Raw genomic sequence first — 25684 nt, forward strand, 5'->3', positions numbered from 1 at the left:
GGGTTTGACGCTCCCGCAGCGTTGCGCCACGCTCGGCCCCCAATGACCAAGACCTTCTCCAGGAGAATCGGGATGTCCCTCCGCCGCCGTTCGCTGCTCGCCGGCGCGCTTGCGCTGCCCCTCGTCGCCCGCGCGCAAGCGCAGACGCAGGAGACCTACCAGCAGCGCAAGGAGCGGCTGTTGCACGAGGACTTCCCCGAGCTCAGCCGCTACGCTGCGGACAATGCCCGCATTCTCGCGAGCGGCGAGAAGGTGAACATCGTCTTCCTGGGCGATTCGATCACCGAAGGCTGGAAGAGCAAGCGGCCCGGCTTCTTCACCCCGGGCCGTGTCGGGCGCGGCATCGGCGGGCAGACCACGCCGCAGATGGTGCTGCGGATGATGGCCGACGTCGTCCACCTCAAGCCGCGCTTCGTCCACATCATGGCGGGCACCAACGACATCGCCGGCAATACCGGCCCGATGACGCGCGCGCAGAGCTATGACAATTTCCGCATGATGACCCAGATCGCCAAGGCGAACGGCATCGGCGTGATCCTCGCCTCGGTGCCGCCCGCCGATCATTTCCCGTGGCGCGAGGGGCTCGACGTGGTCGGGCCGATCCGCGAGATCAACGCCTGGCTGCAGGGCTATGCCAAGGCCGAGCGACTGACCTGGGTCGACTATACGCCCGTCCTTGGCGACGCGAAGGGCGCGATGAAGCCGGGCCTTGCCTCGGACGGCGTGCATCCCACCGAAGCCGGGTACGACGCGATGGCGACGGTGATCGAGCCGATCCTGAAAGCCCGCCGCGCGTGAAGCAGCTGCTCGGCACGGCGGCGCTGCTGATCGCGGCTCCGGCCGCCGGGCAGACGCTGGAGCTGGTCTCCCCCGACGGCGCCAACCGCGTGGTGGTGGCGCTCGATCGGCAGGGCGTGCCCAACTACACGGTGCAGCGAAAGGGCGAGCTGATCCTCGCGCCCGCGCCGATCGCGCTCGACCTCGATCGCGACATGCTCGGCTGGGGCATGGCCGTCACCGGCAGCGAGACGAGCAGCGCCGACACGCGCTACAGGATCGTGCTCGGCAAGGCGGCCGAGGGGCGCGACCACTATAACCAGCGCATCATCCACCTGCAGGAGCGCGGCGGCGCCAAAAGGCGGATGGACATCATCCTGCGCGCCTATGACGACGGCATCGCCTTCCGCATGCTGGTGCCGGTACAGCCGGCGACCGCCGCGGCACTGGTGCGCTACGAGCGCACCGGCTTCTATTTCCCGCAGCCCTGGAAATGCTGGGGGTTCAATGTCGGCCGTTTCGGATCGAGCCATGAAGGCGAGTTCGATCCCGTCGACACGACGCGGCTGCGCGACCACAATCTCTTCGACGTGCCCTTCGCCTGCGAGACGGGGAAGAGCGCCTTCGCCATCGCCGAGGCCGACCTGATCGACTTCGCCGCGATGTACCTCACCGGGCGCGGTGATGGCGGACCTGGGCTGCAGGTGAAGCTGTCGCCCTCGCTCGACGATCCGCGCATCGCGGTGCACACCCGCATCGGCAGCCCGATCGTCACGCCGTGGCGGGTGGTGATGCTCGCCGACCGGCTCGGCACGCTGCAGGAATCGACGCTGCTCACCAGCCTTTCCAGCCCGAGCCGGATCGAGGACACCAGCTGGATCCAGGCGGGGCTGACCAGCTGGGACTGGTGGAGCGGGCCCTCGATCGCCAGGCTCCCCGGCCAGCGCACCACGACGGCGGTGGCCAAGGCGTTCATCGACTTCGCCGCAGCCAATGGCATGCCCTACACGATGATCGACGAGGGCTGGTATGCCGGCGCGGGCGGCGGCGGGGTGCGGCGGCCCGGCGTCGACGTCACCAAATGGGCCGATGCGATTAATCTCCAGGAGGTCGCCGACTATGCCCGGTCCAAGAAGGTGCGGCTGTGGCTCTGGGCGCACTGGCAGGCCCTCGACGAGCAGATGGAGGATGCGCTCGCGCTCTACGAGAAGCTGGGCGTCGCCGGCATCAAGATCGACTTCATGGAACGTGACGACCAGTGGATGGTCAACTGGTACCAGAAGCTGCTGGGCGCGGCCGCGCGGCACCACCTGATGGTCGACCTGCACGGTGCCTTCGCGCCGCGCGGTCTCACCCGTACCTGGCCCAATTTCGTCACCCAGGAAGGCGTGATGGGCGCCGAGTACAACAAGTGGAGCACGCGGGCGACCGCGGGCAACGACGTGATGCTCGCCTATACCCGCGGGCTGCTCGGGCCGATGGACTACACCCCCGGCGGCTTCCGCAACGTGACGCCGGCCGATTTCCGGATGCGCGGCGACCTGCCGATGGTGCAGTCGACGCGGGCGCACGGACTGGCGATGTATGTCGTCTATCTCTCGCCGCTGCAGGCGGTGGCCGACAGCCCGGACACCTATGTGGCGAGCCCCGCGGGCTTCGACTTCATCCGGCAGGTGCCGACCAGCTGGGACGAAACGCGCTTCCTCGCCGGAGAGACGGGCGCGTACATCGTGCTCGCTCGCCGCAAGGGGAAGACCTGGTATCTCGGTGCGATGAACGACGAGAAGGCGCGGACGATCTCCGTGCCGCTCGATTTCCTCGGGGAACACGGCGCCGAGGCGCGCATCTGGAGCGACGGAGCGGCGCCCGACGCGGTGCAGGTGGAGACGAGGCGCGTGTCGCGCGACGCGCCGCTCTCGCTCAACCTGGCGGCGACGGGCGGCGCAGTGGCGGTGCTTCAGGAGCGCTGATTCGGCAGTAGCTGCCCAGATTCTGCCGCATTTCGTCGCCGCATTTCCACCGCTCACCTGCCGCTAACGGAAAGTTCACCCAGCGTTCATGGCCCGATGGGTCTTTTCGGTCGCATGATTGTTGCAATGCAGCGCCCGGAAACCCCGAAGGGGAACGACATGCCGTTTCTGAAGAGCCCGGCTCGGTTCCTGCTCCACTATGTCACGCGACGGCCGCTGGCCTTCGCGCTGCTCGCGCTGCTCGTGGTGGGCGGCGCTTCCAGCGCGGTGGGCGTGCAGTACGCGATGAAGCTGCTGATCGATTCGATGACGGTCGCGGCGCCCTCGCACACCGCCGTGTACTTCGCGCTCGCCGCATTTGTCGGCCTCGTGGCGCTCGAGAACGGACTGGTCCGCGGCGCGGCGATGTTGTTGTGCAACATCACCGTGGCGAGCGGCGTCCGCATACGGCTCGACATGTTCCACTATCTGACCGGCCATCATATCGGCTTCTTTCAGAACCAGCGCGGCGGCTCGCTGGGCCACCGCGTCGGCGCGCTGACCGGCTCGTTCCAGGCGCTCACCCACCGCATCCTGATGGAGATCACGCCCCCGCTGATCGCGTTCGGCGGTGCGCTGCTGATCTTCCTCGCGATCGACTGGCGCATGGCGGTGGCGATCACCGGCATCTTCGTTGCGGCAAGCACCGGCCTGGTCTTCCTCGGCATGCGCGGCGACAAATACCACAAGGCCTTTGCCCGCGCCGCCAGCGAGAGCGGCGGCGAGCTGGTCGACCTGGTCGGCAACATCGCCGCGATCAAGTCGTTCGGCGCCCGCCGCCGCGAGTCCGAGCGGCTCGCCGGCTTCTTCCAGACTGAGGCGGCGGCGCAGAAGCGCGGCTGGATGTTCGTCGAGCGGATCCGCGTCCTCCACGACGTGGCGCTGGTCATCTTGGTCGGCGGCGCGCTGGTCTGGGCGGTCGAGCGCTGGATCGCGGGCGGCATCACCGCGGGCGACGTCGTCGTCGTCAGCGCGATGACCTTCCGCATGCTCAACGGCTCGCGCGATCTCGCTATGGCGCTGATCGATACGAGCCAGCAGTTCAGCTATCTGCGCGAGACGCTGGAGATCGTCGGCGCCCCCCATGCGCTGGAAGACGCGCCGGACGCGGTGCCGCTGCAGGCGACCGCGGGCGAAGTGCGGATCGAGGGCCTCACCTTCGGCCATCATCCCGGCCGCCCGGTGCTGCACGACCTGTCGCTGGAGGTCGCCCCCGGCCAGAAGATCGGCATCGTCGGCCCCTCGGGCGCCGGCAAGTCGACGATCCTCCAGCTCGTCCAGCGCCTGCACGACCCGCAAGCGGGACGCGTGCTGATCGACGGCCAGCCGATCGACCGGGTGACGCAGGACAGCCTGCACCAGGCCGTCGCCGTGGTGCCGCAGGAAGTGCTGCTGTTCCACCGCTCGATCCTCGAGAACATCCGCTTCGCGCGTCCCGACGCCACCGATGCCGAGGTGCGCGCCGCGGCCGAGGCGGCGCACTGCGCGGGCTTCATCGCACTGCTGCCCAAGGGCTATGACACGATCGTCGGCGAGCGCGGCACCAACCTGTCCGGCGGCCAGCGCCAGCGCATCGGCATCGCGCGCGCGTTCCTGAGCAAGGCGCCGATCGTGCTGCTCGACGAGGCGACCTCGGCGCTGGACACCGGCTCGGAAATCGAGGTGCAGCAGGCGCTCGACGCGCTGATGGCGCACCGCACGGTGTTGGCGGTGGCGCATCGCCTGTCCACCGTGGTCGGCTTCGACCGGGTCATCGTGGTCGAGCATGGCCGGATCGTCGAGGACGGCGCGCCGCTGTCGCTGCTCCGCGCCGGCGGTGCGTTCCAGCGGCTCTGGGCGCTGCAGGCCGAGGGGCTAGACGCCCCGGTCGAGCGCCGCGAATTCCCGCGCTTCGTGGCCGGCACCGCGCGGCGGATGTTCGGGCTTGCGCCCCGCCCGCCGCTGCGGCTGGTCGAGCGGCAGGCGGCCGGATGATCGTCGGCGGTTGCAAATATGGTACGTTGCATAACTGTTATTGACTGAAACAATCTGTCATGCGACCTTCGCCTGGCATCGGGACGTGTAACGATCTCGAGCCAGGGGAGAGGTACGCATGGCAGGTTTTTCGACGCGCACCCGCGTGCGCATCACGTGCGGCTTGGCGGCGCTGGCCGCCGGCGGGGTTGGCATGGCGCCCACCGCCCGGGCACAGACCGAACAGCCCGAGGCTACCACCAGCGATGCGGTGACGCAGGAGATCGTCGTCACCGCGCGCCGCCGCGCCGAGAGCCTGCAGGACACGCCCGTCGCGATCACCGCGCTCAGCGCCGAGACGCTCGCCGCCCGCCAGATCCAGCAGACCCAGGATCTCGAGCGCGTTACCCCCAGCCTCCAGTTCAAGCCGGCCGGGCAGCTTTCGGGCAACAGCGCCTCGGCGGTGGTGTTCATCCGCGGCGTCGGCCAGGTCGACCCGACCGCGGCGGTGGATCCGGGTGTCGGCATCTATCTCGACGAGGTCTATCTCGGCCGCGCGGTGGGCGGCGCGATCGACTTCGGCGACATCGACGGGGTGGAGGTTCTGCGCGGGCCGCAGGGCACGCTGTTCGGCCGCAACACGATCGGCGGCGCGATCCTGGTCCGCACCAAGCAGCCCGAACTGGGCGTATGGGGCGGCCGCGCCCGCGTCCGGGTCGGCGAGTACAACCTGCGCGAAGGCTTCGCCGCGCTCAACATCCCGCTGGCCAGCACGCTCGCCGCGCGGGTTTCCGGCGGCTACCGCAAGCGCGATGGCTATGTGATCCGAGCGGTCGACGGGCTCGATCTCGGCAACGAGGACGGCTATTCGTTCAACGGCGCGCTCAAGTGGCAGCCCTCGTCCGATTTCGACCTCTACCTGCGCGGCGACTATTCGAAGCGCGACGAGCATGGTGCGCCGTTCGTCTTCGCCGGGATCAACGAGCAGGCGCCGGTGGCGGCGATCGCCAGCGTAGGGGCAGGGTGCCCGGGGGCGACGATCCCCTTCGCGCCGCTCACCGCCGGCGACCCGCGCTTCGGGGCGCCCAACGTGCCGATGGTCGCCGATCCGCGCTGCGCCAACGACCTCCAGGCCAAGGGCCCGTTCGTCAACGGCGGCACCGCGCCAGTGCTGAGCAATTCGGAGGTCTGGGGCTTCGGCGCCACCGCCAATATCCGGCTGTCGCACGTCGCGGCGGTGAAGCTGATCTCGGCCTATCGCAACACCAGCTCGCGCGGCATCCGCGACGGTGACAATACGCCGCTGACGCTGATCACCACCGATGTCGGGGCGGAGTCGGGCCAGTTCAGCCAGGAGATCCAGCTCCAGCTCGACTGGGGCAAGGTGAGCGCGATCCTCGGCGGCTATTATTTCAACGAAGTCACCGACGAGCGGGCGACGGTGTTCCTCGCCTATCCGCCGTCACCGCCGGTGATCCGTTCGATCCTGGCGGGCGGGCCGGGCTCGCGCGATCTCCAGGTTTCGCGGCTCAAGACAGACTCGCTGGCAGGCTTTGGCGAGGTCAGCGTCAAGCCGGCGGAGGGCCTCGAGCTCACCGGCGGCCTGCGCTACACCACCGATCGCAAGACCTTCCTCGGCACGGTGTTCAACCTGTTCCCCTCGAGCCAGCCCGATCCCGATCCGCTGCCGACGCTGGCGATCCCGCAGGGCGGGCCGCTGTTTCTCTACCACCGGCCCTTCGCCAAGTCCTTCTCGGCGCTCACCGGCTCGGCCAGCGTGCAATATCGCTGGAGCAACGCGATCAGCACCTATGCCTCCTATGCCCGCAGTTTCAAATCGGGCGGGTTCAACAGCCGCTACAATGCGGCGCCAGCGGGCAATGTGCCGGTGCCGTTCGACGAGGAGGACGTCACCAGCTACGAGATCGGCATCAAGACGAATATCGGTCGGCTGCGCTTCAACCTCGCGGCGTTCCAGGCCGATTACGACAATATCCAGCTGATCTTCCGACAGGGCGTGGTGCCGCTGCTGTTCAACGCCGGCAAGGCGCGGATCCGCGGTGTCGAGGCTGAGGCCAACCTGCGCACCGCCTTCGGGCTCAGCATCGACGGCGGGGTCAGCGTGCTCGACGACAAGATCCGCAGCATCACGCCCGTACCGGGCGCGACCGCGACGGTGACGCCCAATGACGACCTGCCGCTGACCCCGTCGCTCCAGGCCAATCTCGCGCTCGGCTATGACATCGCGCTGGGCAACGGCATGACTCTCACCCCGCGGGTCGATGGCAGCTATACCTCCAAGATCACCTTCATTACCGGCAGCATCCCGCTGATCGAGGAGAACGGCTATTTCGTCGGCAACGGATCGGTGACGCTCAAGTTCAACGATCGCTATGAGGTGAGCGCCGGAGTCAACAACATCCTCGACTCGCGCTATCTCATCCAGGGCAACGCCTCGCTTGCCACGCTCGGCTATGCCGAGCGCATGTATGCCCGCCCGCGCAACTGGTATCTGCAGCTCTCGGGTCGCTTCTGAGAGCCGGCCGGCGCGCTTCGGTGCGCCGGCCACCCTGCCTCAAGCCTCGCCATTCTCATCGGTTTCGCCCGCCGGGCTGCGCCGCTCGATCCGGCCGAGCAGGTCGAGCAGCAGCGCGCGCTCGGCGCCGCTCAGATCGGCCAGCATCCGGTTCTCATGCACCTCGATGCGCGCCACTGCGTCCGCCAGTGCCGCGATGCCGGCCTTGGTCACGGTGAGCGAGAAAGCGCGGCGATCGTTCACGTCCACCACGCGATCGATCAGCCCCTTTTCGACGAGGTCGTTGATCAGCGCGACCATGTTGGCGCGCTTGATGCCCAGCATGCGGCCGGCCGCGCCCTGGTTGATCCCGGGGTTGGCCTGCACGATGGCGAGAACCGCCAGCGGCACCTGGCGAAGCCCGGTGCCCTCCATCGCTGCGGTGAAATCGGCGGAGAAGGCGCTCAGCGCCCGCCGTAAATGATAGCCCACCAACGGCGCCAGCGCGCCCAGCATTTCCCCTGACATGGCAAGGGGAAAGCCATGTTTCCCGGGCGGCGTCAATCGGCGCGGATCAAAGCCTTCGCAGGAAAGTGCAGGACCAAAGAAAAACGGCGCGCCGCGGGGTGCGGAACGCCGTTTTCTTCAAGCCATGTCCGGGGCGAACCCCGGGGCGCACGCTCAGCGCTGGCTGACGGGCACGTAGTCGCGCTGCGTCGGGCCGGTGTAGAGCTGGCGCGGACGGCCGATCTTCTGCTCGGGATCCGAGATCATCTCGTTCCACTGCGCTACCCAGCCGACGGTGCGGGCGAGGGCGAACAGTGCGGTGAACATCGTCGTCGGGAAGCCGATCGCCGACAGGATCACGCCCGAATAGAAGTCGACGTTCGGGAACAGCTTCTTCTCGACGAAGTAATCGTCCTTGAGCGCCATTTCCTCGAGCTGCAGCGCGACTTCGAACACCGGATCGGTGACGTTGAGCGCGGCGAACACTTCGCGCACGGTCTTCTGCATGACCGTAGCGCGCGGATCGTAGTTCTTGTACACGCGGTGGCCGAAGCCCATCAGGCGGAACGGATCGTTCTTGTCCTTCGCGCGGGCGATGAATTCGGGGATGCGCTCCGGACGGCCGATCTCGTGCAGCATGTTGAGCGCGGCTTCGTTCGCGCCGCCATGCGCCGGGCCCCAGAGGCAGGCGATGCCGGCCGCGATGCAGGCGAACGGGTTGGCGCCCGACGAACCAGCGAGGCGCACGGTCGAGGTCGAGGCGTTCTGCTCGTGATCGGCGTGGAGGATGAAGATGCGGTCCAGCGCCTTCTCCACCACCGGGTTCACTTCATATTCCTCGGCCGGCACGCCGAAGGTCATGCGCAGGAAGTTGCCGGTATAGCTCAGGTCGTTCTTCGGGTAGAGGAACGGCTGGCCGACGCTGTACTTGTATGCCATCGCCGCGATCGTCGGCATCTTGGCGATCAGGCGGTGCGACGCGATCATGCGCTGCTGCGGATCGGTGATGTCGGTCGAGTCGTGGTAGAAGGCCGAAAGCGCGCCGACCACGCCGCACATCACCGCCATCGGGTGCGCGTCGCGACGGAAGCCGCGGTAGAAGGTCGCCAGCTGCTCGTGCAGCATGGTGTGACGGGTGATCGTGCTCTCGAACTTGGTCAGCTCGTCCTGCGTCGGCAGCTCGCCGTTGAGCAGCAGGTACGAAACTTCCATGAAGCTCGACTGCTCGGCCAGCTGGCCGATCGGGTAGCCGCGGTGAAGCAGCACGCCCTGGTCGCCGTCGATGAAGGTCAGGCCCGACTCGCAGCTCGCGGTCGAGGTGAAACCAGGATCGTAGGTGAAGGCGCCGGTCTGCGCATAGAGCTTGCGGATATCGACGACGTCCGGGCCGGTGCTGCCCTTGAGGACGGGATATTCGACGTCTTTCCCCGCAACGTGCAGTTTGGCGGTATCGCTCATGTAGTCGTCCTTTCCTTCGACCCGTTTTCAGGCGGGTGTACGCATCTGATCTGCGAAGCGGGGGAGGGTCTCCTCGGTTCCCGGCATCGCCTGGGGGCCGAAGATAGCCGGAGAAGTTCGGCGGCCGGTTAACGCCGCACGCAGCGGCTGCGCCATGTCGCCGAGCTCCAAGCCCGTTTCGTCCGCGACGGTGCGTACCGCCGCTTCGAGCGCCTCCGTATCCCACGTTACCAATCCGTCAAGCGCGGTCTGCAACCGAGGGGAGCGGGGGCGCGGCTCGCCCTCTAGCAGAGCGCTTGCCGCTTCGTCCAATGTACGTGGGCGCATGCGAAAAAGAAGCGCTTCGGGCCTGCCGCGACCGCAGAAAAACCGGAGGCCAAGCGCGTTCGTCCGTATGCTGCGCTGCAAATCATCCGCGCCGAGTCGACGTTGAGCGCGGCGAGCAATGCGGTCCCCGTCGCCATGCCATCCCCCCACATCCTTGATACTAGCAAGGAAGCCGGAATGGTTCTTCGCGTTCCCGACTTTGTGCCGGTTCGGTGTGCTCTGCCGCGGTACTGGGTCAGTGATCGGTTCTGGGTCAGCAAGCGTTGCTTTCTTCTGTTGCGCCCGCGCCCGCATGATCGCAGTCTTTCGCGCCATGGCCCGTCCCGCCGCTGCGGCCCCGTTCCTGGGGCTTCCAAGCCTTCACATGGGGGGCTGGTTGCGATTCCCCAAGGGACCTCCCGGCATCTGGGGGATGGTAGAACGCTGGCTGGAGGCCGAGCGCGGGCAGTTGCCCCTCTGGGTGCCGATCGCCTTTGGCGGCGGGATCGCTGGCTGGTTTCTGCTGTCCGGGCCGCAGCAATGGATTGGCTTCGTCGTCGCGGCGCTGGGTGCGGCCGGGGTCGGCGCCGTGCTTCCCGGGCGGAGCGGACGGGCGCTGCTGGTGGGCGGGCTGCTGGTTGCCGCCGGCTGCGGGGCGATCTGGTGGCGCGCGGCGCATCTCGCCGCGCCGGTGCTGGCACGGCCGCAGGTGGCGCGCTTTGATGCCGCGGTGCTGCGTATCGAGTCGCGCCCGGCACGCGGCCTGGTGCGGCTGGTTCTCGCGCCGGTGCGCCGCGCCGATCTGCCGCCGCGGCTTCGGGTGAATGTCGACGCCGCGGCGGTGCCCGCAGGGCTAGCGGCGGGCGCACTGGTGGCGTTGCGGGCGCGGCTCGTCCCGCCACCCGGGCCATCGGTGCCCGGCGCCTATGATTTCCGGCGGGTCGCCTGGTTCGACGGGATCGGCGCCACCGGCAAGGCGCTCGACCGGGTGACGCTGCTCCGCGCGCCGCCGCGCCGCGGGCAGGACCTGCGCGCGGCCCTCTCCGCCCATATCGAGTCGCGCCTGCCGGGTAGTGCCGGCGGCATCGCCAGCGCGCTGGCCACGGGCGACGAGGGCGCGATTTCCGAGGACGACAGCGAAGCCATGCGGCGCGCGGGGCTCGCTCACCTCCTCTCGGTAAGCGGCCTCCACGTTACCGCCGTCACCGGCGCGGCGATGCTGGTGGTCCTGCGGCTGCTGGCGCTGAGCCCGTGGCTGGCGCTGCGGGTGCGGTTGCCGCTGGTCGCGGCGGGGGCAGGGGCCCTCGCCGCGATCGGCTATACCTGGCTCACCGGCGGGCAGGTGCCGACGATCCGCTCCTGCGTCGCCGCGTTGCTGGTGCTGGTCGCGCTGAGCCTGGGGCGCGAAGCGCTGACGCTGCGGCTGGTGGCGGCGGGCGCGATGGTGGTGCTCCTCCTGTGGCCGGAGTCGATCGCTGGCCCCAGCTTCCAGCTGAGCTTCACCGCGGTCGCCGCGATCGTAGCGCTGCACGAGAGCCCGCATATGCGCCGCTGGTTCGAGGCGCGCGAAGAGGGGCTTGCCCGGCGCGTCGCGCGGGGGGCGGGATCGCTGCTGCTCACCGGCTTGGTGGTCGAGCTGGCGCTGATGCCGATCGGACTGTTCCATTTCCACAAGGGCGGGCTCTATGGCGCGATGGCGAACATTGTCGCGATCCCGCTCACGACTTTTATCGTGATGCCGCTGGAGGCACTGGCGCTGGTTGGAGACGTGGTCGGGGTTGGGGCGCCCTTTTGGTGGCTCACCGGCAAGGCGATGGCGCTGCTGCTGTGGATCGCGCACAGCGTGGCGAGCGCGCCCGGATCGGTCGCCGTGCTGCCGGTGGTGCCGGCGGCGGCCTTCGCCTTGATGGTGCTCGGCGGGTTGTGGCTCGGCCTGTGGCGGACGCGCGTGCGTATCGCTGGACTGGCGCCGCTGCTTGTAGGGGCTTCCTGGTCGCTGGCGACACCCGGCCCGGACCTGCTGGTTACCGGGGACGGGCGGCATGTCGCGCTGCGCATGGACGACGGTAGCCTGGCGCTGCTCCGCGACCGCGCTGGCGACTTCACCCGCCAGGTGCTGGGCGAGAATGGCGGGGTCGAGGCCGATGCGCTGGCGGCGCTCGCCGAACGCCCCGATGCGCGGTGCAGCCGCGACCTGTGCGTGACCGAGGTGGTACAGGGCGGCCGGCGCTGGCGCGTGGCGGCCACCCGCAGCGTCTATCCGGTAGCGTGGCGCGAACTCGTCGCGACCTGCGCATCGAGCGACATCGTCGTCAGCGAGCGGCGGTTGCCGCGCGCCTGCCATCCCCGCTGGCTGCGGCTCGATCGGCGGGCGCTCGACAGCACCGGCGGGGTTGCGGTCACATTCGCGAGCGGCACGGTTCGCACCGTTCACACGGGCGCGCTCCAGCCATGGCTTGACCCACCCACCGTCCAGCCCCCATTCAGCGCGGCGAAGGGAAATCGACAATGATCCGGATTCTGCTTGCCGTCTCGGCACTTGGCCTTTCGTCCCCGGCGCTGGCACAGGGCACCGACTGGGCCAAGACCCGCGCCGAGTGGAACCAGCCCATGGCGCCGTTCCGGATCCTCGGGAACGTCCACTATGTCGGCACGGCAGGGATCTCCGCCTATCTGATTACCAGCCCGCAGGGGCACATCCTGATCGACGGCGGCATGCCCGAAAGCGCACCGCTGATCGCCGCGAACATCGAAAAGCTGGGCTTCAAGCTCACCGACGTGAAGATCCTGCTGATCAACCACGCGCATTGGGATCACGAGGGCGGATTGGCCGAGCTCAAGCGGCGCACCGGCGCGCGACTGCTGGCGAGCGCGGCCGACACGCCGGCGCTGGAGGCCGGCAAATCCGACTATCGCCCGGACATCGGCATCGCGGCGCCGCCGGTGAAGGTCGACGGTCAGCTGAAGGACGGCGAGGAGATCCGGCTGGGCACCAACACGCTGGTCGCGCATCTGACGCCGGGGCACACCAAGGGCTGCACCAGCTTCACCATGCAGGTGCCCTCGGGCGGGGACAGCCTGACGGTGCTGTTCGCCTGCAGCCTCAGCGTCGCCGATCAGCCGCTGACGCCGGGCCATGGCTATGACGCCGCACCCGCCGACTTCCGCGCCACCTTTGCCAAGCTGCGCGCGACCCAGGCGGACGTGTTCCTCAGCTTCCACGCCGAGCAGTTCGACCTGGCCGCCAAGCGCGCCAAGCAGGTGGCGGGCGATGCCGAGGCGTTCGTCGATCCGGGGGAATTGGCGCGTCGGTTGGACGCAGCGCAGAAGGCGTTCGAGGCTGCGGCAAAGGCCGGGGGGGCGAACTAGGGCGTCGACGTCTGTGCCGGTTGCCATCATCGGGATGCGGTGCGGCGGCCCAGCGATCTGGTCGGCAGGGCGCTTGTCCGCAGGGGCTGCGCGGACACTCGCGCACCGGCAAGGCGGTGGCGGGGCGCTCAGGCCGTACCACGCAGGAGGTGTCGTCCGGCACGCGGCGACCATAGCCGCGTGGGACGTCGCGCTGCTTGTCGAGCAGCAGTAGCACGATCGCGCGCCATTCGATCCGGCGCGATCATGGCCGCTCCTGCCGAAGCGGTGTCGAGTCTGGCCGAACTAGGGATAGGCTTGTGTTCGCCTGCATCCTCGGTCGCTTGCTGCAAATCGACAACGCTCTTCTGCCCGACCGGCAAGGGTGGTTGTCGGATGCGCGCGTGCCCTCAGCGCCCCGATCGAATCCCTCAGGCGCAGGTCAGGCGGTTATGGCAGGATGGGGCGAGGCCGAGGGTATATGCGCAGGCGGCCCCGGTCCCACCCGTTGACAACGCTACCACGCGAACCGGCAAAGAACGCCGCATTGTCACGCGCTCGCCCGTCGACGGCGCTGCCCCTCTTGCGAGGGCATGGGAACCCAGCCGCGCACCCTCTCTGCCTGCACGATCTAGGGCGCCTGCCTGGAAACTTGCGCCTGCTCCTCGGACTTCGCCTTGACGATGCTCCGCGTGATCCGACCTTGCGTGATGCCCGCGAATTCCGTGTCGCGCTGGGCATAGAGGCCCCGCAGATAGCCGCGGTCGAAGGCCGTCATTTCCACCGGTGCGGGACCGGAACCTGCATCGAACAGCGAGAGAATGGTTTCGGGGCTGCCCGCGCGCGGTGGGTGCACCCCACCGAGCGCCCGCATCGCGACATAATCGCCAATCTGGCTGGGCGCCTTGCCGACGACGGCAGCGCGCTCGATCAACACGATGGCGGCTAGCGTGTCGCGGCGGATGGAAGGCGCGATTCGCGTTGCGATCGGGATCCTCAAAATCCCGTCGGGACCGATGGGTTGCCCGTCCGCGCCGCGAACCTCGCTGTTGCTCCATGCTCGCACCGGTCCCGGTTCGCGCACGATCTCCCGGATTTCGCTGGGCGAGCGATCCCCGAAGACCCACCATTTGCGCCGGACCAACGCGGCGACCTGGTCGCCAACGCCGTCGACGAACAGCACATACACGTTTGGCGTGCAGCGATCACCGGCGAGCTTCAGCCCGGCCAGTTCGGCGTCCAGTGCCAGCCGATAGCCGATATGCTCTAGCGTTCGCCGGGGAAGCCCGGCGGTTCCGAAGCAGACGGAGACGTTGAAGCGCGGCAGCGGCCCATCCGACACATAGGGGGTGATCGCGCGGGACAGCGACTTGATCGCTTCCTTGGGCGGAAGCGGCCGTCCGGTAACGATGATCGGGTCCGCGGAGGGTCCCGCGGCGTGCGTGACGACGGCGCCCGATGCGGGAGCGCTCTGCGGTGCGGTGGGCGCCTGTTGTACGGTAGCAGTCCGTTCAGCAGGAGAACGCTGCTGTGCGGCGGCTGTACCGCAGGCCAACAGGTCCACCGCCACCGCGATCATCGCCCAACGAACCGAATCCATCGCGCCGCCCTCCAGCAATTTCGCCCGAAGACATGCCACAATTTGCGGCGGCTATGAACAAGATTGCATTGGCACCAAGATACGTGCAGGCTTCAGCCAAGATTAGAAACGGCAGGGCGGGCCGCTGATGCGATCTCCGCCCCTAGACGCACACCGGAGATCAGTAGCGCCGAAGCAGTCCCGCCAATCGCCCCTGTACGCGCACCTGATCCGGGCGGTAGCGTTGCGGTGTATAATCACGGTTCGCCGGATCGAGCCGGACCATTGCGCCTTCCTTGCGGAAATACTTCAGCGTCGCCTCGGCATCGTCGATCAGCGCGACGACGATCTCGCCGTCCCGCGCGGTCTCGGTGCGGCGGATCAGCGCATAGTCGCCGTCTAGGATGCCCGCCTCGACCATCGAGTCACCCGCCACTTCGAGCGCATAATGTTCTCCAGCGCCGAGCAACGCGGCGGGGACCGGGAGCATGGTCGAGCCTTCGAGCGCCTCGATCGGCGTACCCGCGGCGATGCGGCCGTGCAGCGGGATCTCCACCACGTCGTTGGCCGGGGTGGGGAGCGCGGCCGGGGCGGCGGTGGTGCTCGCCGACTTGGGCGCCTTGGCCGCCGGCTTGCGCTCGCCGCGTTCGGGCATGCGCAGCACCTCCAGCGCGCGGGCGCGGTTGGGCAGGCGGCGGATGAACTCGCGTTCCTCCAGCGCGCTGATCAGGCGGTGCACGCCCGACTTCGACTTGAGATCAAGCGCCTCCTTCATTTCCTCGAACGAGGGCGATACGCCCGTCTCGGCAAGACGGTCGGAAATGAAGCAGATCAGCTCGTGCTGCTTGCGCGTGAGCATCCAATCCTCCGGGGTCCAGAACAGACTGGGAACGTTTATGCAATGTTCCGAGGCGCTGTCAAGCGATGTCGAGGATTTCCACCGAGTCGGAGCTATTTGCGGCTGGCGCATGGGGCGGACGCACGATCAGGCAGGTGCTGCGGGCGAGCGTGCGGAGCATCGAGCTGTCCTGGATTGCCGAGGCATGGACGCGCCCGTCGATCAGTGCGGCGCGCAGGTAATCGGTGCGCGGACCATTGGCCGGGAGCGGCTCGCCGAGGATCGCGGTGCGCCCCTGCGGGAACGGATCGGCGGCGCCGGAACGGTGCGCGATCAAGGGCTTGGCGAAGAGCAGCGCGGTGACGAACACCGATACCGGATTGCCCGGCAGGCCCAGTACGACCATGTCGCCGCGCTTGCCGGCCATCATCGGCTTGCCCGGGCGGAGCGCGATCCGCCAGAAGTCGATGGTCGCGCCGGCGGCTTCCAGTGCGGGCCGGACCAGGTCGTGATCGCCCACCGAGGCACCGCCGCTCGTGATCAGCAGGTCGGCCTCGACGGTGGCGAAGGCGTGGGTGAGGGCGCCCAGATCGTCGGGCAGGATGCCGAGATCGACGATCTCGACCGGCAGATCGGCGAGCTGCGCGGCGAGCATGGTGCGGTTCGATTCGGGCAGCTGGGCGGGCCCCACAGGCGCGCCCGGTGCGACCAGCTCGTCGCCGGTTGCGGCGATCGCGACGCGGACCTTGCGCCGGACGGGCAGGGTGGCATGGCCGCCGATCGCCGCCAGCGCGATCCGGGCGGGGGTGAGCCGCTCGCCCGCCGCTATCAGCGCGTCGCCCTGCGCGAAGTCGAGCCCGCGGCGGCGGGTGTTGCGACCCAGATAGGGCGGGCCCTCGCCATCTAGGCGCAACTGCTCGCCGTCGCGCGCTGCCTCTTCCTGGACGAGCACCGTGTCCGCGCCCGCGGGCATCGGCGCGCCGGTGAAGATCCGCACCGCTTCTCCCGGCGCGACCGTGCCTGCGAAGCCCGAGCCCGCCGCACTCTCGCCGATCACGGCCCAAGGTCCGGGCAGGTCGGCGAAGCGGATCGCATAGCCGTCCATCGCCGAGAGGTCGGTCTCGGGCTGGGTGCGGCGCGCGATCACCGGCTCGGCGGCCCAGCGGCCGACGGCGTCCGCCAAGGGGACCGTCTCGAGGGGCGTGGGGCCGGCAAGAGCGAGCAGCCGCGCTTGGGCCTCGGCAATGGGAAGAAGTGCCATCTCGTCCGATTGAGCGCGGCGGCGCGGCGATGCAAGCGGCTTCAGCCGGTGCGGCGGCTCGCGGTGAGCAGGCGCAGGTCGCTGTCGCGCAGCGGCATGCGGAATTCGGCGAGCGTCCGGCCGTGCCGCGCCCGCAGCACCCGTGCCGGACCGCCGCCGATCTCCGGGAGCGCCACCCATAATGCCGCCCCCGGCGCAAAGGCCTGGCGCGCCTCGAACTCGACCTGCTGAGCGGTGAGCGCATGGATCCGGCAGTTCCACCAGCCCACGCCCTCCCGCACCCGGCCGGGAAGGTCGAGCCGGAGCGCCAGCTTGTCCTGCAGCAGCCCGTCTGCATCGCTCCCGCCGGCCTGGGGGGCGGGGGCCTGCTGGATGCCGCGCAGCCAGGGGAACAAAGTCTGCCAGCCCAGCTCCTCGGCGAAGAAGATGCCGGCGGTCTCGCCCGCGATCCAGCGCACCGTGCCTTCCAGCGGACGCAGTCCGTCGAACGTCAGCTGCACCGCCTCGTCGACGGCGAGCCCGCGCGCCTCGACGCCGACGCCGCCTTGCGAGATGTCGCGGGTGCGGAGCTGCTCGACGTCGCCGCCGCGATGCACGCCGACGGTGTGGCGCAGCTCGATGCGCGGCAGGCGGCGGCGCTCGGCGGTGGCGCGGGCGAGGTTGCGCGCGACCATCCCCAGCACGTCCACCGGCGCGTCGAAGGCGAGTCCCGCCTCGTTGCCGTCGGACCAGAGCGTGCGGCCGATCAGCGGCTCGGCAGACCCGAGGTGCAGCCGGATCGGCATCGCCTCGGCCAGCGCGCGCTCGACGCGCAGACGGGCGCCGGCGCGGCCGATCCAGTGGATGCCGCAGTCGAGCAGTTCGCCATCCCAGGCGAGTTGGCCTGCATCGAGCCCGTCCGCCGCCGCGGCGCTGGGCGCGCGCGGTGCAGGCAGGTCGTGCGTCAGGCTGAAGATCGTCGCGGACGTTCGCCCCGAATCCATGCTGTCGTTCCGTCCCAAGGAGGACAGCATGCAGGCCGGGCACTGAAACCGCGGTTAAGCGGCAGGGTTGCGAAAAGCCTAACGCCGGGCGTCAGGCGTCGCGCAGCCCCACGCCCATCGCGGCGCGCGCCTGCTCGGATTCCGAGGAGACTACCGGATAGGCGCAATAGTCCGCCGCATAATAGGCGCTGGGCCGGTGGTTGCCCGACCAGCCGACGCCGCCGAACGGGGCCGCCGAGGAGGCGCCGTTGGTCGGCTTGTTCCAGTTGACGATGCCGGCGCGGATGTTGGCCCAGAACTGGTCGTAGAGCCGCGGATCCTGGCTCACCAGGCTGGCGGATAGGCCGTAGCGGGTATCGTTGGCCTCGGCGATCGCGTCCTCGAAGCTCGTCTTGCGGAACACCTGGAGGATCGGGCCGAACAGCTCGACATCCACCTTTTCGCGCGCCTCGGTCATGTCGACCACGCCGGGGGTGAGGAAGGGGCGGTTCTCGATCAGCCGCTCCATGTGGCGCAGCGGACGGCCGCCCATGGTGGAGAGCGTGAGAAAGCTCTCGGTCAGCATGTCGGCGGTGTTGTTGTCGATTACGGGGCCCATGAAGGGCTGGGGATCGGCATGCGGTTCGCCGATGATCAGCCGGCCGATCAGCTTGTTGAGCTCGGCCATCAGCGGCTCGAACAATTTCTCGTCGACGATCAGCCGGCGCGCGGCGGTGCAGCGCTGGCCGGCGGTGGTGAAGGCGGACTGCACCACCAGCACCGCGGCCGAATAGAGGTCCGGCGTATTCCACACGAGGATCGGGTTGTTGCCGCCCATCTCCAGCGCGAGGATCTTTTCGGGCCGCGCCGCGAACTGGCGGTTGAGCGCGATGCCGGTGTTGGCCGAGCCGGTGAAGAGGAGCCCGTCGATATCCGGGTGACTGGCCAGCGCCTTGCCCTGGTCGGGCCCGCCGATCAGCAGGCGGATACAGCCTTCGGGAATACCGGCGGCGTGGAAGCACTCGACGAGGAAGGCGCCGCTGGCGGGCGTCTTTTCCGATGGCTTGAACACCACCGCGTTGCCGGCGAGCAGCGCGGGGACGATATGGCCGTTGGGCAGATGCGCCGGAAAGTTATAGGGGCCCAGCACCGCGAGCACGCCATGCGGCTTGTGGCGTAGCGCCAGCCGCGTGTTCATCGGCGCTTCGATCCGGCGCTGGCCGGTCCGCTCCGAATAGCTGGTGACCGAGATGTCGACCTTGGCGATCACCGTCTCGACCTCGGTGCGCGCTTCCCACAGCGGCTTGCCGGCCTCGCGGGCGAGCAGATCGGTAAAGGCATCGGCACGCTGCCGCACGACATTGGCGAAGCGGCGCAGCGCCTCGATCCGCACGGCGAGCGGGCGCGCCGCCCAGGCGGCCCAGCTGGCGCGGGCGATGGCAACTTCGGTGTCCGCATCCCCGATCGGGTGGCGCCATAGCACGGCGCCGGTTGCGGGTTCGGTCGAAAGGAGTTCCTGGTCCGGCATGGGCCTTCTGGTTTTCTGGTTCGTTGCCCCTGTTACGATCGCTTTGCCCGATTTCGCGGCGCTAGGCCAGAGCCTCGCCCATCACCCGGATCGCCGCCACCTTGGCGGTGAGCGGCGCCCAGTCGTCGCGCTCGGCAATGGCGGACCAGAGCGATTCGACCTCGTCGATCAGCATCGAACAGGGCTCCCCGCGCCAATAGGCGTGGTCGCGGGGTTTGCGCGGACGATAGTCGGCGAGGCGGCTGCGGACCTCGGCGAACTCGGCACCATAGCTTTCGGGCAGGGCGCCGCCGAACGCGTCGAAATAGAAACGGTGGAGCAGCGTGCCGGTCTGGTTGAGCGCCACTTCCACGGCTTCGGTAAGCGCGCGGTCGTTGGCCTCGTCGCGCGGCTGGACGCCGAGGCGCCAGAGCACGGCCTTCGCCTCCTCGCGGTGATAGGCGGGGGCGAAGCCCTCCAGCGCGGCGATCAGCGGCGCTTCCTCGGCGATCAGGCGCAGCGAGATGGCGAGCTGCATCACGTCCCAATAGATCGCCTCGGGCTGGCGCCCGAAGGCATAGAGGCCGTTCTGATCGAAATAGGCCGCGGTGAAGTTCGCCGCCCAGCTGGGGGCGAAGCGCCAGGGGCCATAGTCGAAGCTCTCGCCGGTGACGTTGATATTGTCGCTGTTGAGCACGCCGTGGACGAAGCCCGCGGCCATGAACTGGCCGCCCATCCGCGCGGTGCGGGCGACGACATGGGCGAGCAGGCGCTGCGGCGCGTCCGGCCCGTCTTCCTCGCCGAAATAATGGCGCAGCACATAGGCGGTGAGCTTCCGCAGACCTTCCACGTCTTGGAAATAGGCGAGGCGCTGGAACACGCCGATGCGGATATGGCCGTGGTTGAGCCGCACCAGCACCGCGGAGCGGGTGGGGGAGGGCTCGTCGCCGCGATGGAGCGATTCGCCGGTCTCGACCAGCGAGAAGGTGCGGCTGGTTTCGACGCCCAGCGCCTCCAGCATCTCGGTTGCGAGGATCTCGCGAACCCCGCCCTTCAGCGTCAACCGGCCGTCGCCGAAGCGGCTGTAGGGCGTCTGGCCCGATCCCTTGGTGCCCAGGTCCATCAGTCGGCCGGCCTGGTCGGTCATCTGCGCGAACAGGAATCCGCGGCCGTCGCCGATCTCGGGATTGTACACGCGGAACTGGTGGCCGTGATAGCGCAGCGCCAGCGGCCGGGCCAGGCTGCCCTTCAGCGGCTCGAACCGGGCGAAATGGGCGAGCCATTCGGCATCGCTCAGCCCCTCCAGCCCGACGGTCGCGGCGGCGCGGTCGTTGCGGAAGCGGAGGATCGTCTGGGGGAAGCGCGCGGGCGCCACCGGATCGTAGAAGCCATCCCCGAGTTCGAGGATCGCCTGTTGCGGAGCGAAGGCCATGCGGCGATATGGGGCGCGATGGATGCTCGGCGCAACTACTCCGATGGCGTTTGGTGGTCGAAAGACGGCCTGCGCTTGCATTATCGCGACTATCCGGGCCGCGCCGACCGCCCGCCGCTGCTCTGCTTCCCGGGCCTCACCCGCAACGCGCGCGACTTCGCCGATCTGGCGACACGCTTCTCGGGCGAGTGGCGGGTGCTCTGCGTCGAATTCCGCGGCCGGGGCGAGAGCGCCTATGCCAAGGATCCGATGAGCTATGTGCCGCTCGTCTATCTCCAGGATGTCGAGGCGCTGCTCGCCGAGCTGAAGATCGAGAAGTTCGTCGCGGTAGGCACCTCGCTCGGCGGTATCGTGACGATGCTGCTCGCGGCGACCGACGGCGGCAAGCTGGCCGGCGCCGTGCTCAACGACGTGGGGCCGGAGCTGAACCCGGCGGGTCTGGCGCGGATCCGCACCTATGTCGGCAAGCAGGTCTGGTACCCGACCTGGATGCACGCGGCGCGCGGCGTCGCCGAAGCGAATGCAGATGTGTACCCGGACTACCGGATCGAGGACTGGCTGGCGATGGCCAAGCGGCTCCACCGGGTGAACAGCCAGGGCCGCATCGTGCTCGACTACGACATGAAGATCGCCGAGCCGTTCCGCGTGCCGGGCAACGAGGCCGGGCCGGACATGTGGCCAACGATCGACGCGCTGGCCGGCCGCCCGCTGCTGGTGGTGCGCGGCGAACGCTCGGACATCCTGCGCGCCGAGACGGCCGAGAAGATGGTCGCGCGGGTACCCGGTGCCGAGCTGGTGACGGTGCCGCGGGTGGGCCACGCGCCGACCCTTGACGAGCCGGAAGCCGTGGCGGGGATCGAGCGGCTGCTGGCGAAGGTCGCGGGCTGAGGCTGCGCCGATAGCGCGGCTTTCGGGAAAGCGCTGAACCGGCGGGGAAGCGGCAATGCGCCTCCCCGCTACGTGCTCCTCAGAACCGCGTGCGCAGCGTCAGGCCATAGGTGCGCGGCTCTGCCAGGAACGAGCCGAACATCGCATTGCCCACCGCGAAACTCGGCGCGCCGAACGCCTGGACCTGCGAGCGGCTGCCGGCGCCCTGGAAGGGCAGGTTGAATGCGACCTGCTGGTAGTTGGTGTCGAGCAGGTTCTGCGCCCAAAGCTCCACCGCCCATTTCTCGTCGGGTCCGCGCAGGCCGATGCGCGCGTTCATCGTGACGAAGCCGTCCTGCAGCTTTTCAACGAACAGGTCCGAGCCGGTGTTGTAGTCGCTGGTCATGCGGCCATCGACATAGAACAGCGCGGTCATGCCGTTGCTGCCGATCGGCGGGGTCCAGGTCACTGCGCTGGTCACCGTGTTGCGGGGCGCGTTGGACATCTGGCTGCCGGGGAGCAGGAACAGCGCCGAGTTCAGCGGCTCGCCGGCCTTGGAGCCGACCAGGTCGCGCTGGTATTTGGCGTCGGCCAGCGTGTAGCCGAGATTCACCGTGAAGTTGGAGGTCGGGTAGAAGCCGAGCTCCAGTTCCACGCCCTGCGTCACCACGCCCTTGCCGACGCTGCCGGTGCAGGCCCCCGTCGCCGAGCTGTTGTCGCGATCGGCGCCGTTGAGCGCGGTGCTGCAGCCGCCGATATTCTGGACGATGTAGCTGGTGCCGTTGAAGGTGTTGAGCTGGAAGTTGGTGAACTCCGAGCGGTACAGCGCCATGTTCGCGGTGATGTGGCGCGCGCTGTACTTGGCGCCGATCTCGAAGGCGTTCACCGTCTCCGGATCGAAGCGCAGGTTGGTCACCGAAGACGGGCGCGGGGTGGCGAACACCGTCGTTGACAGGTCCGAGCGATCGAGATTGTAGCCGCCCGCCTTGTAGCCCCGCGCATAGGAGGCATAGAAGAGCGTGCTCTCCGCCGGCTTCCACGAGAGCACCGCGGTGCCGGTCAGCTGGCCTTCCTTGAACTTGTCCGCAAAGGGCACCCCGGTCAGCGCCGAGGTGGAATTGCCGGTGCAGGTCAGCGTGACGATGCCGCCGGCAAGCGACTGCAGCGTCGCGTTGGTGCTGGCGAGCAACGGCGCCATCGCCGCCTGCTGCGAGGGGCAGACGGTGTTGTTGTTGTTGAACGACGCCTGCAGCGACTTGCTTTCGTGCGTGTAGCGCGCGCCGAGGGTGAAGCTGAGCGTCTTGGTCAGCTTGTAGATATTGTGGGTGAAGAAGGCCCAGTTCTCGCTGGTCTGGTCGTACAGGTCCAGCGTCGAGCCGAGATCGTTGAGCGTGCTCAGCCGATCGATGCCACCGATGACTTGCGGGCCGACCGCGGGCGTGAGCACGGCACGGCCCGCGGCGCTCAGGCAGCCGGGCCGCTTTGGATCGCGCAGCGCTGCCGCCGGGTTGATCGTCGCCACCATCCGGCAGGCGGCGAAGGCGCCGTACTGGGTGCCGAAGCGGAGATTGTCCGCCACGCGCAGCTTCTCGTGCGCATAATAACCGCCGACCAGCCAGTCGAGCTTGTCGCCCAGGATCGTGCCCGAGAAGCGGCTCTCATGGCTGAAGGTGTGGAACTGGCGATAGGCGTTGCCGTCGTTCGGGCGGTAGGCGATGTCGACATTGCCGTAATCGATGTCGCCAGCGCCCGCAGACTTGTACTCACGATAGGCGGTGAGCGAGGTCAGCTGCGTCGACCCGAGATTCCAGCGGACGCGCGCGGAGAGGCCGTAATCGGTGGTGAGGTTGGCATAGGCGCGACCGGACGTGAGCGCGATCTGGCGGTTATAGGGGGTGCCTTCGCTCGGCAGCACGCCGCCCAGGCTGCGCAGGATCGCGGTGATGCGGTTGCCGGCGGGGTTGATCGCGAAATCGCCGGGCACGCCGGGGGTGGGGTCCAGCTTCTCGCGCGTGTCCATATAGACGGCGCCGCAGCATTTCTCGTTGCGATGGGTGTAGTCGGCGATCAGGCGAATGCCGAGATCGGGGTTTACGGTGAAGAGCAGCTGGCCGCGCACGAAATAGCGGTTGCGGTCATTATAGTCGGTATTGTTGACGACGTCGTGGAGATAGCCGTCGCGCTTCGAATAGACCCCGTCGAGGCGGAAGGCGACCAGGTCCTTCACCACCGGGCCGGTCAGCGCGCCCGACAGGCGGACGGCATTGAAATTGCCATAGGTCGCCTCGGCGAAGCCGCCGAAGCGGAATTCGGGAACCTTGGTGTAGATACTGATCGCGCCTGCCGAGGAATTGCGGCCGGACAGCGTGCCCTGCGGCCCGCGCAGCACCTCGATCCGCTCGATCTCGCCCATGTCGTTGAGGCCCGAGCCGGTGCGGCTGCGGTAGATGCCGTCGATGAACACCGCGACCGAGCTTTCGAGGCCGGGGTTGTCGCCTACCGTGCCGATACCGCGCACACGCGCCGCGGCATTGGCTTCGGAGCCGGTGGAGGAAACGAGCAGAGAGGGGGCGATCTGCGTCATCTGGCGAATGTCGGTCGCGCCCGAATTCTGCAGCGCCGCCTGGCCGAAGGCGGACACCGCGATCGGCACGTTGGACAGCCGCTCCGAACGACGGGTGGCGGTGACCACGATATCCGCCGAATTGGGCGAGTCGTTTTCGGCTGCGGGAGGGGTGTTGGCGGCGGATCCGCGCAGATCCTGCGCCGCCGCGGGTGCCGCTAGGGCAACAATGCCCGCGGACAGCAACAATGCCCATTTCGACATATCGGCTCCTCTCTTTCCCAAGCTTTTGCTTTGGTTTGACTGCCTGGTTTGCCGAAAGAGCCATAAATTTCAGTGAACGTCGCCTCGGGGTTTTGACGGGGATGATTTTCCTTCTGAGGACATGCCTTGGCACGGCTCAGGAGGAGCGGTGGGTCTCCAGCGCTTCACTGGCCTTGAGGGCGAACAGCGCCGTCACCGCGCTGCTGCCGTGATCGACCAGGACCGGCAGGCCTGTGGCCGTGCGGGCGAAGCGCAGCAGCGGCCGAGCCTGCCATCCCTCGGCGCCGGGCATGAGCACGGCGCGCGCTTCGCCTGCCAAGGCGCGGGGAAGTTCGGTTCGCGTCGCCCGCAGCGCCAGGACGGCCAGCGCCGTGGCAAGCGGGTCGGCGCCGTCCATTCCCCAGCCCAGGCCGGGGTGACGGCTTGCGTGGAGGAAGCGGGCGCCACATGCCACGGCGGGGTGGTTGGGCATCACGGCGCCCAGCAGGCGCAAGGCCAGCCAGGTACCGTGATAGGGATCAATCCCTGCCGCCGATGCCCAACTGCCGTCCGCCTGCTGGCGATCCGCCACCCAGCGGGCGCCCGCGACGATCATCCCGAGGAACCGCCGCGCGTCCCACCGGGCGAGCGCATAGACGAGGCTGGCGACGGTCTCCACCGCATCCGGCGCTGCGTTGTTCGGCAATACCCAGGTGGGAAGCACCCCATCGGCCTCGGCATAGGCGAGCAACACGGCAAGCGGCGGCGCGCAGTGGGTGGCGATCAGATCGCGCCTGCTCAGCCGCGCGAACAGCAGCAGGATCTGCGCGAGTTCGCCTACCTCGCCGGTGATGTCATGGTAGCGGTCGGTCTCGCCGCGCTGGGCAGGATCGGCTGCCCGGCGATGGCGTAGGATCTGCCGCACCGTCGCTACAATCGCCGGATGCCGCGCATCGATATCGGCGTCGAGCAGCGCATCCGCGATCAGGATCTGCACGAACAGGTCGAGGGTGCGGACGGCGTCCAGGCTGGGGGCCTGTACGTCGCCTCCCCGGCCAGGGAAGGGCGTCGCGGCGCCGTCGGCACCGACCCTCCCCAGCATGGCCACCGCGCGTGCGACGATCGCCGCGTGCGAGGCTGCCGACTCTGCGGGTACCGGCGCATCGGGCGGGCAGGGGCGCTGCAGCTGGCGCTTCGGCTGCGCGACGATTGGCGGCTCGGGCGCTGCGCCCGGAGCGACATGTTCCAAGGCGTCGTGTCCGAATGTCGGCATGTCCACCCACCCCTGACCAGAATGTCTCCGGCGCGTCGCACGCTTGATACGCACGCCAGCAGAAAACATCGGCCGACGGTGGTAGCGCGGAGGGTTCGCGTTTCCGCTATGTTCACCTTAATCGACCAATGGCAGCGGTTGCGAAAGGGGAAGCTGGTCCGGAACGGAGTGGTAGCGCCAGCCTGCTTGGCGGTCGCGATGGCGCGGCTCGCGTGCCCCGTGATCAGCCGGGGGATGTGCTTCCCCCCCGAGGCCCTGATGATATGCAGGTGCAGCGCGGCGCTGC

18 protein-coding genes are annotated in these 25684 nt (G+C 68.6%); 7 read left to right on the forward strand and 11 right to left on the reverse strand.

Features of this window, described 5'->3' with window-relative positions; translation table 11 throughout:
* Positions 1 to 72: 72 nt before the first annotated feature.
* The 4 genes from QZ670_RS08885 (at position 73) to QZ670_RS08900 (ending at position 7275) form a co-directional block, all read left to right on the forward strand.
* Complete coding sequence (locus QZ670_RS08885; protein WP_294253999.1) at positions 73 to 798, forward strand: GDSL-type esterase/lipase family protein; 726 nt, start codon at positions 73 to 75, stop codon at positions 796 to 798.
* A complete protein-coding gene (locus QZ670_RS08890) occupies positions 795 to 2747 on the forward strand; it encodes a glycoside hydrolase family 97 protein (protein WP_294254003.1) in 1953 nt (650 codons plus the stop codon). Before QZ670_RS08885 ends, QZ670_RS08890 begins: the two co-directional genes overlap by 4 nt.
* A gap of 159 nt (positions 2748 to 2906) precedes the next feature.
* Positions 2907 to 4760, forward strand: a complete 1854-nt coding sequence (locus tag QZ670_RS08895) for an ABC transporter ATP-binding protein (protein ID WP_294254007.1) — start codon at positions 2907 to 2909, stop codon at positions 4758 to 4760.
* A gap of 118 nt (positions 4761 to 4878) precedes the next feature.
* Positions 4879 to 7275: a TonB-dependent receptor gene (locus QZ670_RS08900; RefSeq protein WP_294254009.1), complete on the forward strand. Its 2397-nt coding sequence runs from the start codon at positions 4879 to 4881 to the stop codon at positions 7273 to 7275.
* A gap of 39 nt (positions 7276 to 7314) precedes the next feature.
* On the opposite strand, the gene QZ670_RS08905 is transcribed toward QZ670_RS08900, so the two are convergent.
* The 3 genes from QZ670_RS08905 to QZ670_RS08915 all read right to left on the reverse strand — a co-directional run bounded on the left by QZ670_RS08905 (position 7315) and on the right by QZ670_RS08915 (position 9861).
* Positions 7315 to 7782, reverse strand: coding sequence for a MarR family transcriptional regulator (locus tag QZ670_RS08905; protein ID WP_294254011.1), 468 nt, complete (start codon positions 7780 to 7782; stop codon positions 7315 to 7317).
* 153 nt (positions 7783 to 7935) lie between these two features.
* The gene (locus QZ670_RS08910) at positions 7936 to 9219 is read right to left on the reverse strand and encodes a citrate synthase (protein WP_294254017.1); all 1284 of its coding nucleotides are present in this window, start codon (positions 9217 to 9219) and stop codon (positions 7936 to 7938) included.
* A gap of 27 nt (positions 9220 to 9246) precedes the next feature.
* Positions 9247 to 9861 (reverse strand): hypothetical protein, encoded by a 615-nt coding sequence (locus QZ670_RS08915; RefSeq protein WP_294254019.1) that lies wholly within the window; start codon positions 9859 to 9861, stop codon positions 9247 to 9249.
* A gap of 97 nt (positions 9862 to 9958) precedes the next feature.
* Between QZ670_RS08915 and QZ670_RS08920 the strand changes: the two genes are divergently transcribed.
* Together QZ670_RS08920 and bla are read left to right on the forward strand one after the other, a co-directional pair.
* Entirely contained in the window at positions 9959 to 12037 is a 2079-nt protein-coding gene (locus tag QZ670_RS08920; protein WP_294254020.1) for a ComEC/Rec2 family competence protein, read from the forward strand.
* Positions 12034 to 12894 carry a subclass B3 metallo-beta-lactamase gene (gene bla / locus QZ670_RS08925; protein ID WP_294254021.1) on the forward strand — a complete coding sequence of 287 codons (861 nt, stop codon included), beginning with the start codon at positions 12034 to 12036 and terminating at the stop codon, positions 12892 to 12894. The genes QZ670_RS08920 and bla overlap by 4 nt, the downstream gene beginning before the upstream one ends.
* A gap of 610 nt (positions 12895 to 13504) precedes the next feature.
* Here the strand turns inward: bla and QZ670_RS08930 are convergent.
* The 6 genes from QZ670_RS08930 to QZ670_RS08955 all read right to left on the reverse strand — a co-directional run bounded on the left by QZ670_RS08930 (position 13505) and on the right by QZ670_RS08955 (position 20452).
* Positions 13505 to 14473: a hypothetical protein gene (locus tag QZ670_RS08930; RefSeq protein WP_294254023.1), complete on the reverse strand. Its 969-nt coding sequence runs from the start codon at positions 14471 to 14473 to the stop codon at positions 13505 to 13507.
* A gap of 160 nt (positions 14474 to 14633) precedes the next feature.
* Entirely contained in the window at positions 14634 to 15311 is a 678-nt protein-coding gene (gene lexA, locus QZ670_RS08935; protein WP_294254025.1) for a transcriptional repressor LexA, read from the reverse strand.
* Between the two features lie 58 nt (positions 15312 to 15369).
* A complete protein-coding gene (locus tag QZ670_RS08940) occupies positions 15370 to 16551 on the reverse strand; it encodes a molybdopterin molybdotransferase MoeA (RefSeq protein ID WP_294254029.1) in 1182 nt (393 codons plus the stop codon).
* 41 nt (positions 16552 to 16592) lie between these two features.
* On the reverse strand, positions 16593 to 17534 hold the full coding sequence (locus QZ670_RS08945) for a PilZ domain-containing protein (RefSeq protein ID WP_294254033.1): 942 nt from the start codon (positions 17532 to 17534) through the stop codon (positions 16593 to 16595).
* A gap of 91 nt (positions 17535 to 17625) precedes the next feature.
* Positions 17626 to 19041 (reverse strand): succinylglutamate-semialdehyde dehydrogenase, encoded by a 1416-nt coding sequence (astD, locus tag QZ670_RS08950; RefSeq protein WP_294254036.1) that lies wholly within the window; start codon positions 19039 to 19041, stop codon positions 17626 to 17628.
* Between the two features lie 61 nt (positions 19042 to 19102).
* Positions 19103 to 20452 carry a protein adenylyltransferase SelO family protein gene (locus tag QZ670_RS08955; protein ID WP_294254039.1) on the reverse strand — a complete coding sequence of 450 codons (1350 nt, stop codon included), beginning with the start codon at positions 20450 to 20452 and terminating at the stop codon, positions 19103 to 19105.
* Positions 20453 to 20470: 18 nt separating this feature from the next.
* Here QZ670_RS08955 and QZ670_RS08960 point away from each other — a divergent pair, with 18 nt between their 5' ends.
* A complete protein-coding gene (locus QZ670_RS08960) occupies positions 20471 to 21340 on the forward strand; it encodes an alpha/beta hydrolase (RefSeq protein ID WP_294254043.1) in 870 nt (289 codons plus the stop codon).
* 79 nt (positions 21341 to 21419) lie between these two features.
* On the opposite strand, the gene QZ670_RS08965 is transcribed toward QZ670_RS08960, so the two are convergent.
* A complete protein-coding gene (locus QZ670_RS08965; RefSeq protein WP_294254045.1) occupies positions 21420 to 24146 on the reverse strand; it encodes a TonB-dependent receptor in 2727 nt (908 codons plus the stop codon).
* A 136-nt stretch (positions 24147 to 24282) separates the two neighbouring features.
* Positions 24283 to 25398, reverse strand: a complete 1116-nt coding sequence (locus tag QZ670_RS08970; RefSeq protein ID WP_294254048.1) for a hypothetical protein — start codon at positions 25396 to 25398, stop codon at positions 24283 to 24285.
* Between the last annotated feature and the right edge of the window lie 286 nt (positions 25399 to 25684).

This window comes from uncultured Sphingomonas sp. (assembly GCF_913774285.1).
In the GTDB taxonomy this organism is placed as follows: Bacteria; Pseudomonadota; Alphaproteobacteria; order Sphingomonadales; family Sphingomonadaceae; genus Sphingomonas.

What these genes read in the sequence shown, in the direction of transcription:
- QZ670_RS08910 (WP_294254017.1), bottom strand. Translation starts at nt 9,219, where the DNA reads ATGAGCGATACCGCCAAACTGCACGTTGCGGGGAAAGACGTCGAATAT.
- QZ670_RS08920 (WP_294254020.1), top strand. Translation starts at nt 9,959, where the DNA reads ATGGTAGAACGCTGGCTGGAGGCCGAGCGCGGGCAGTTGCCCCTCTGG.
- bla (WP_294254021.1), top strand. Translation starts at nt 12,034, where the DNA reads ATGATCCGGATTCTGCTTGCCGTCTCGGCACTTGGCCTTTCGTCCCCG.
- QZ670_RS08915 (WP_294254019.1), bottom strand. Translation starts at nt 9,861, where the DNA reads ATGGCGCGAAAGACTGCGATCATGCGGGCGCGGGCGCAACAGAAGAAA.
- QZ670_RS08960 (WP_294254043.1), top strand. Translation starts at nt 20,471, where the DNA reads ATGGATGCTCGGCGCAACTACTCCGATGGCGTTTGGTGGTCGAAAGAC.
- QZ670_RS08900 (WP_294254009.1), top strand. Translation starts at nt 4,879, where the DNA reads ATGGCAGGTTTTTCGACGCGCACCCGCGTGCGCATCACGTGCGGCTTG.
- astD (WP_294254036.1), bottom strand. Translation starts at nt 19,041, where the DNA reads ATGCCGGACCAGGAACTCCTTTCGACCGAACCCGCAACCGGCGCCGTG.
- QZ670_RS08930 (WP_294254023.1), bottom strand. Translation starts at nt 14,473, where the DNA reads ATGGATTCGGTTCGTTGGGCGATGATCGCGGTGGCGGTGGACCTGTTG.
- QZ670_RS08885 (WP_294253999.1), top strand. Translation starts at nt 73, where the DNA reads ATGTCCCTCCGCCGCCGTTCGCTGCTCGCCGGCGCGCTTGCGCTGCCC.
- QZ670_RS08940 (WP_294254029.1), bottom strand. Translation starts at nt 16,551, where the DNA reads ATGGCACTTCTTCCCATTGCCGAGGCCCAAGCGCGGCTGCTCGCTCTT.
- QZ670_RS08970 (WP_294254048.1), bottom strand. Translation starts at nt 25,398, where the DNA reads ATGCCGACATTCGGACACGACGCCTTGGAACATGTCGCTCCGGGCGCA.
- lexA (WP_294254025.1), bottom strand. Translation starts at nt 15,311, where the DNA reads ATGCTCACGCGCAAGCAGCACGAGCTGATCTGCTTCATTTCCGACCGT.
- QZ670_RS08965 (WP_294254045.1), bottom strand. Translation starts at nt 24,146, where the DNA reads ATGTCGAAATGGGCATTGTTGCTGTCCGCGGGCATTGTTGCCCTAGCG.
- QZ670_RS08945 (WP_294254033.1), bottom strand. Translation starts at nt 17,534, where the DNA reads ATGGATTCGGGGCGAACGTCCGCGACGATCTTCAGCCTGACGCACGAC.
- QZ670_RS08955 (WP_294254039.1), bottom strand. Translation starts at nt 20,452, where the DNA reads ATGGCCTTCGCTCCGCAACAGGCGATCCTCGAACTCGGGGATGGCTTC.
- QZ670_RS08905 (WP_294254011.1), bottom strand. Translation starts at nt 7,782, where the DNA reads ATGTCAGGGGAAATGCTGGGCGCGCTGGCGCCGTTGGTGGGCTATCAT.
- QZ670_RS08895 (WP_294254007.1), top strand. Translation starts at nt 2,907, where the DNA reads ATGCCGTTTCTGAAGAGCCCGGCTCGGTTCCTGCTCCACTATGTCACG.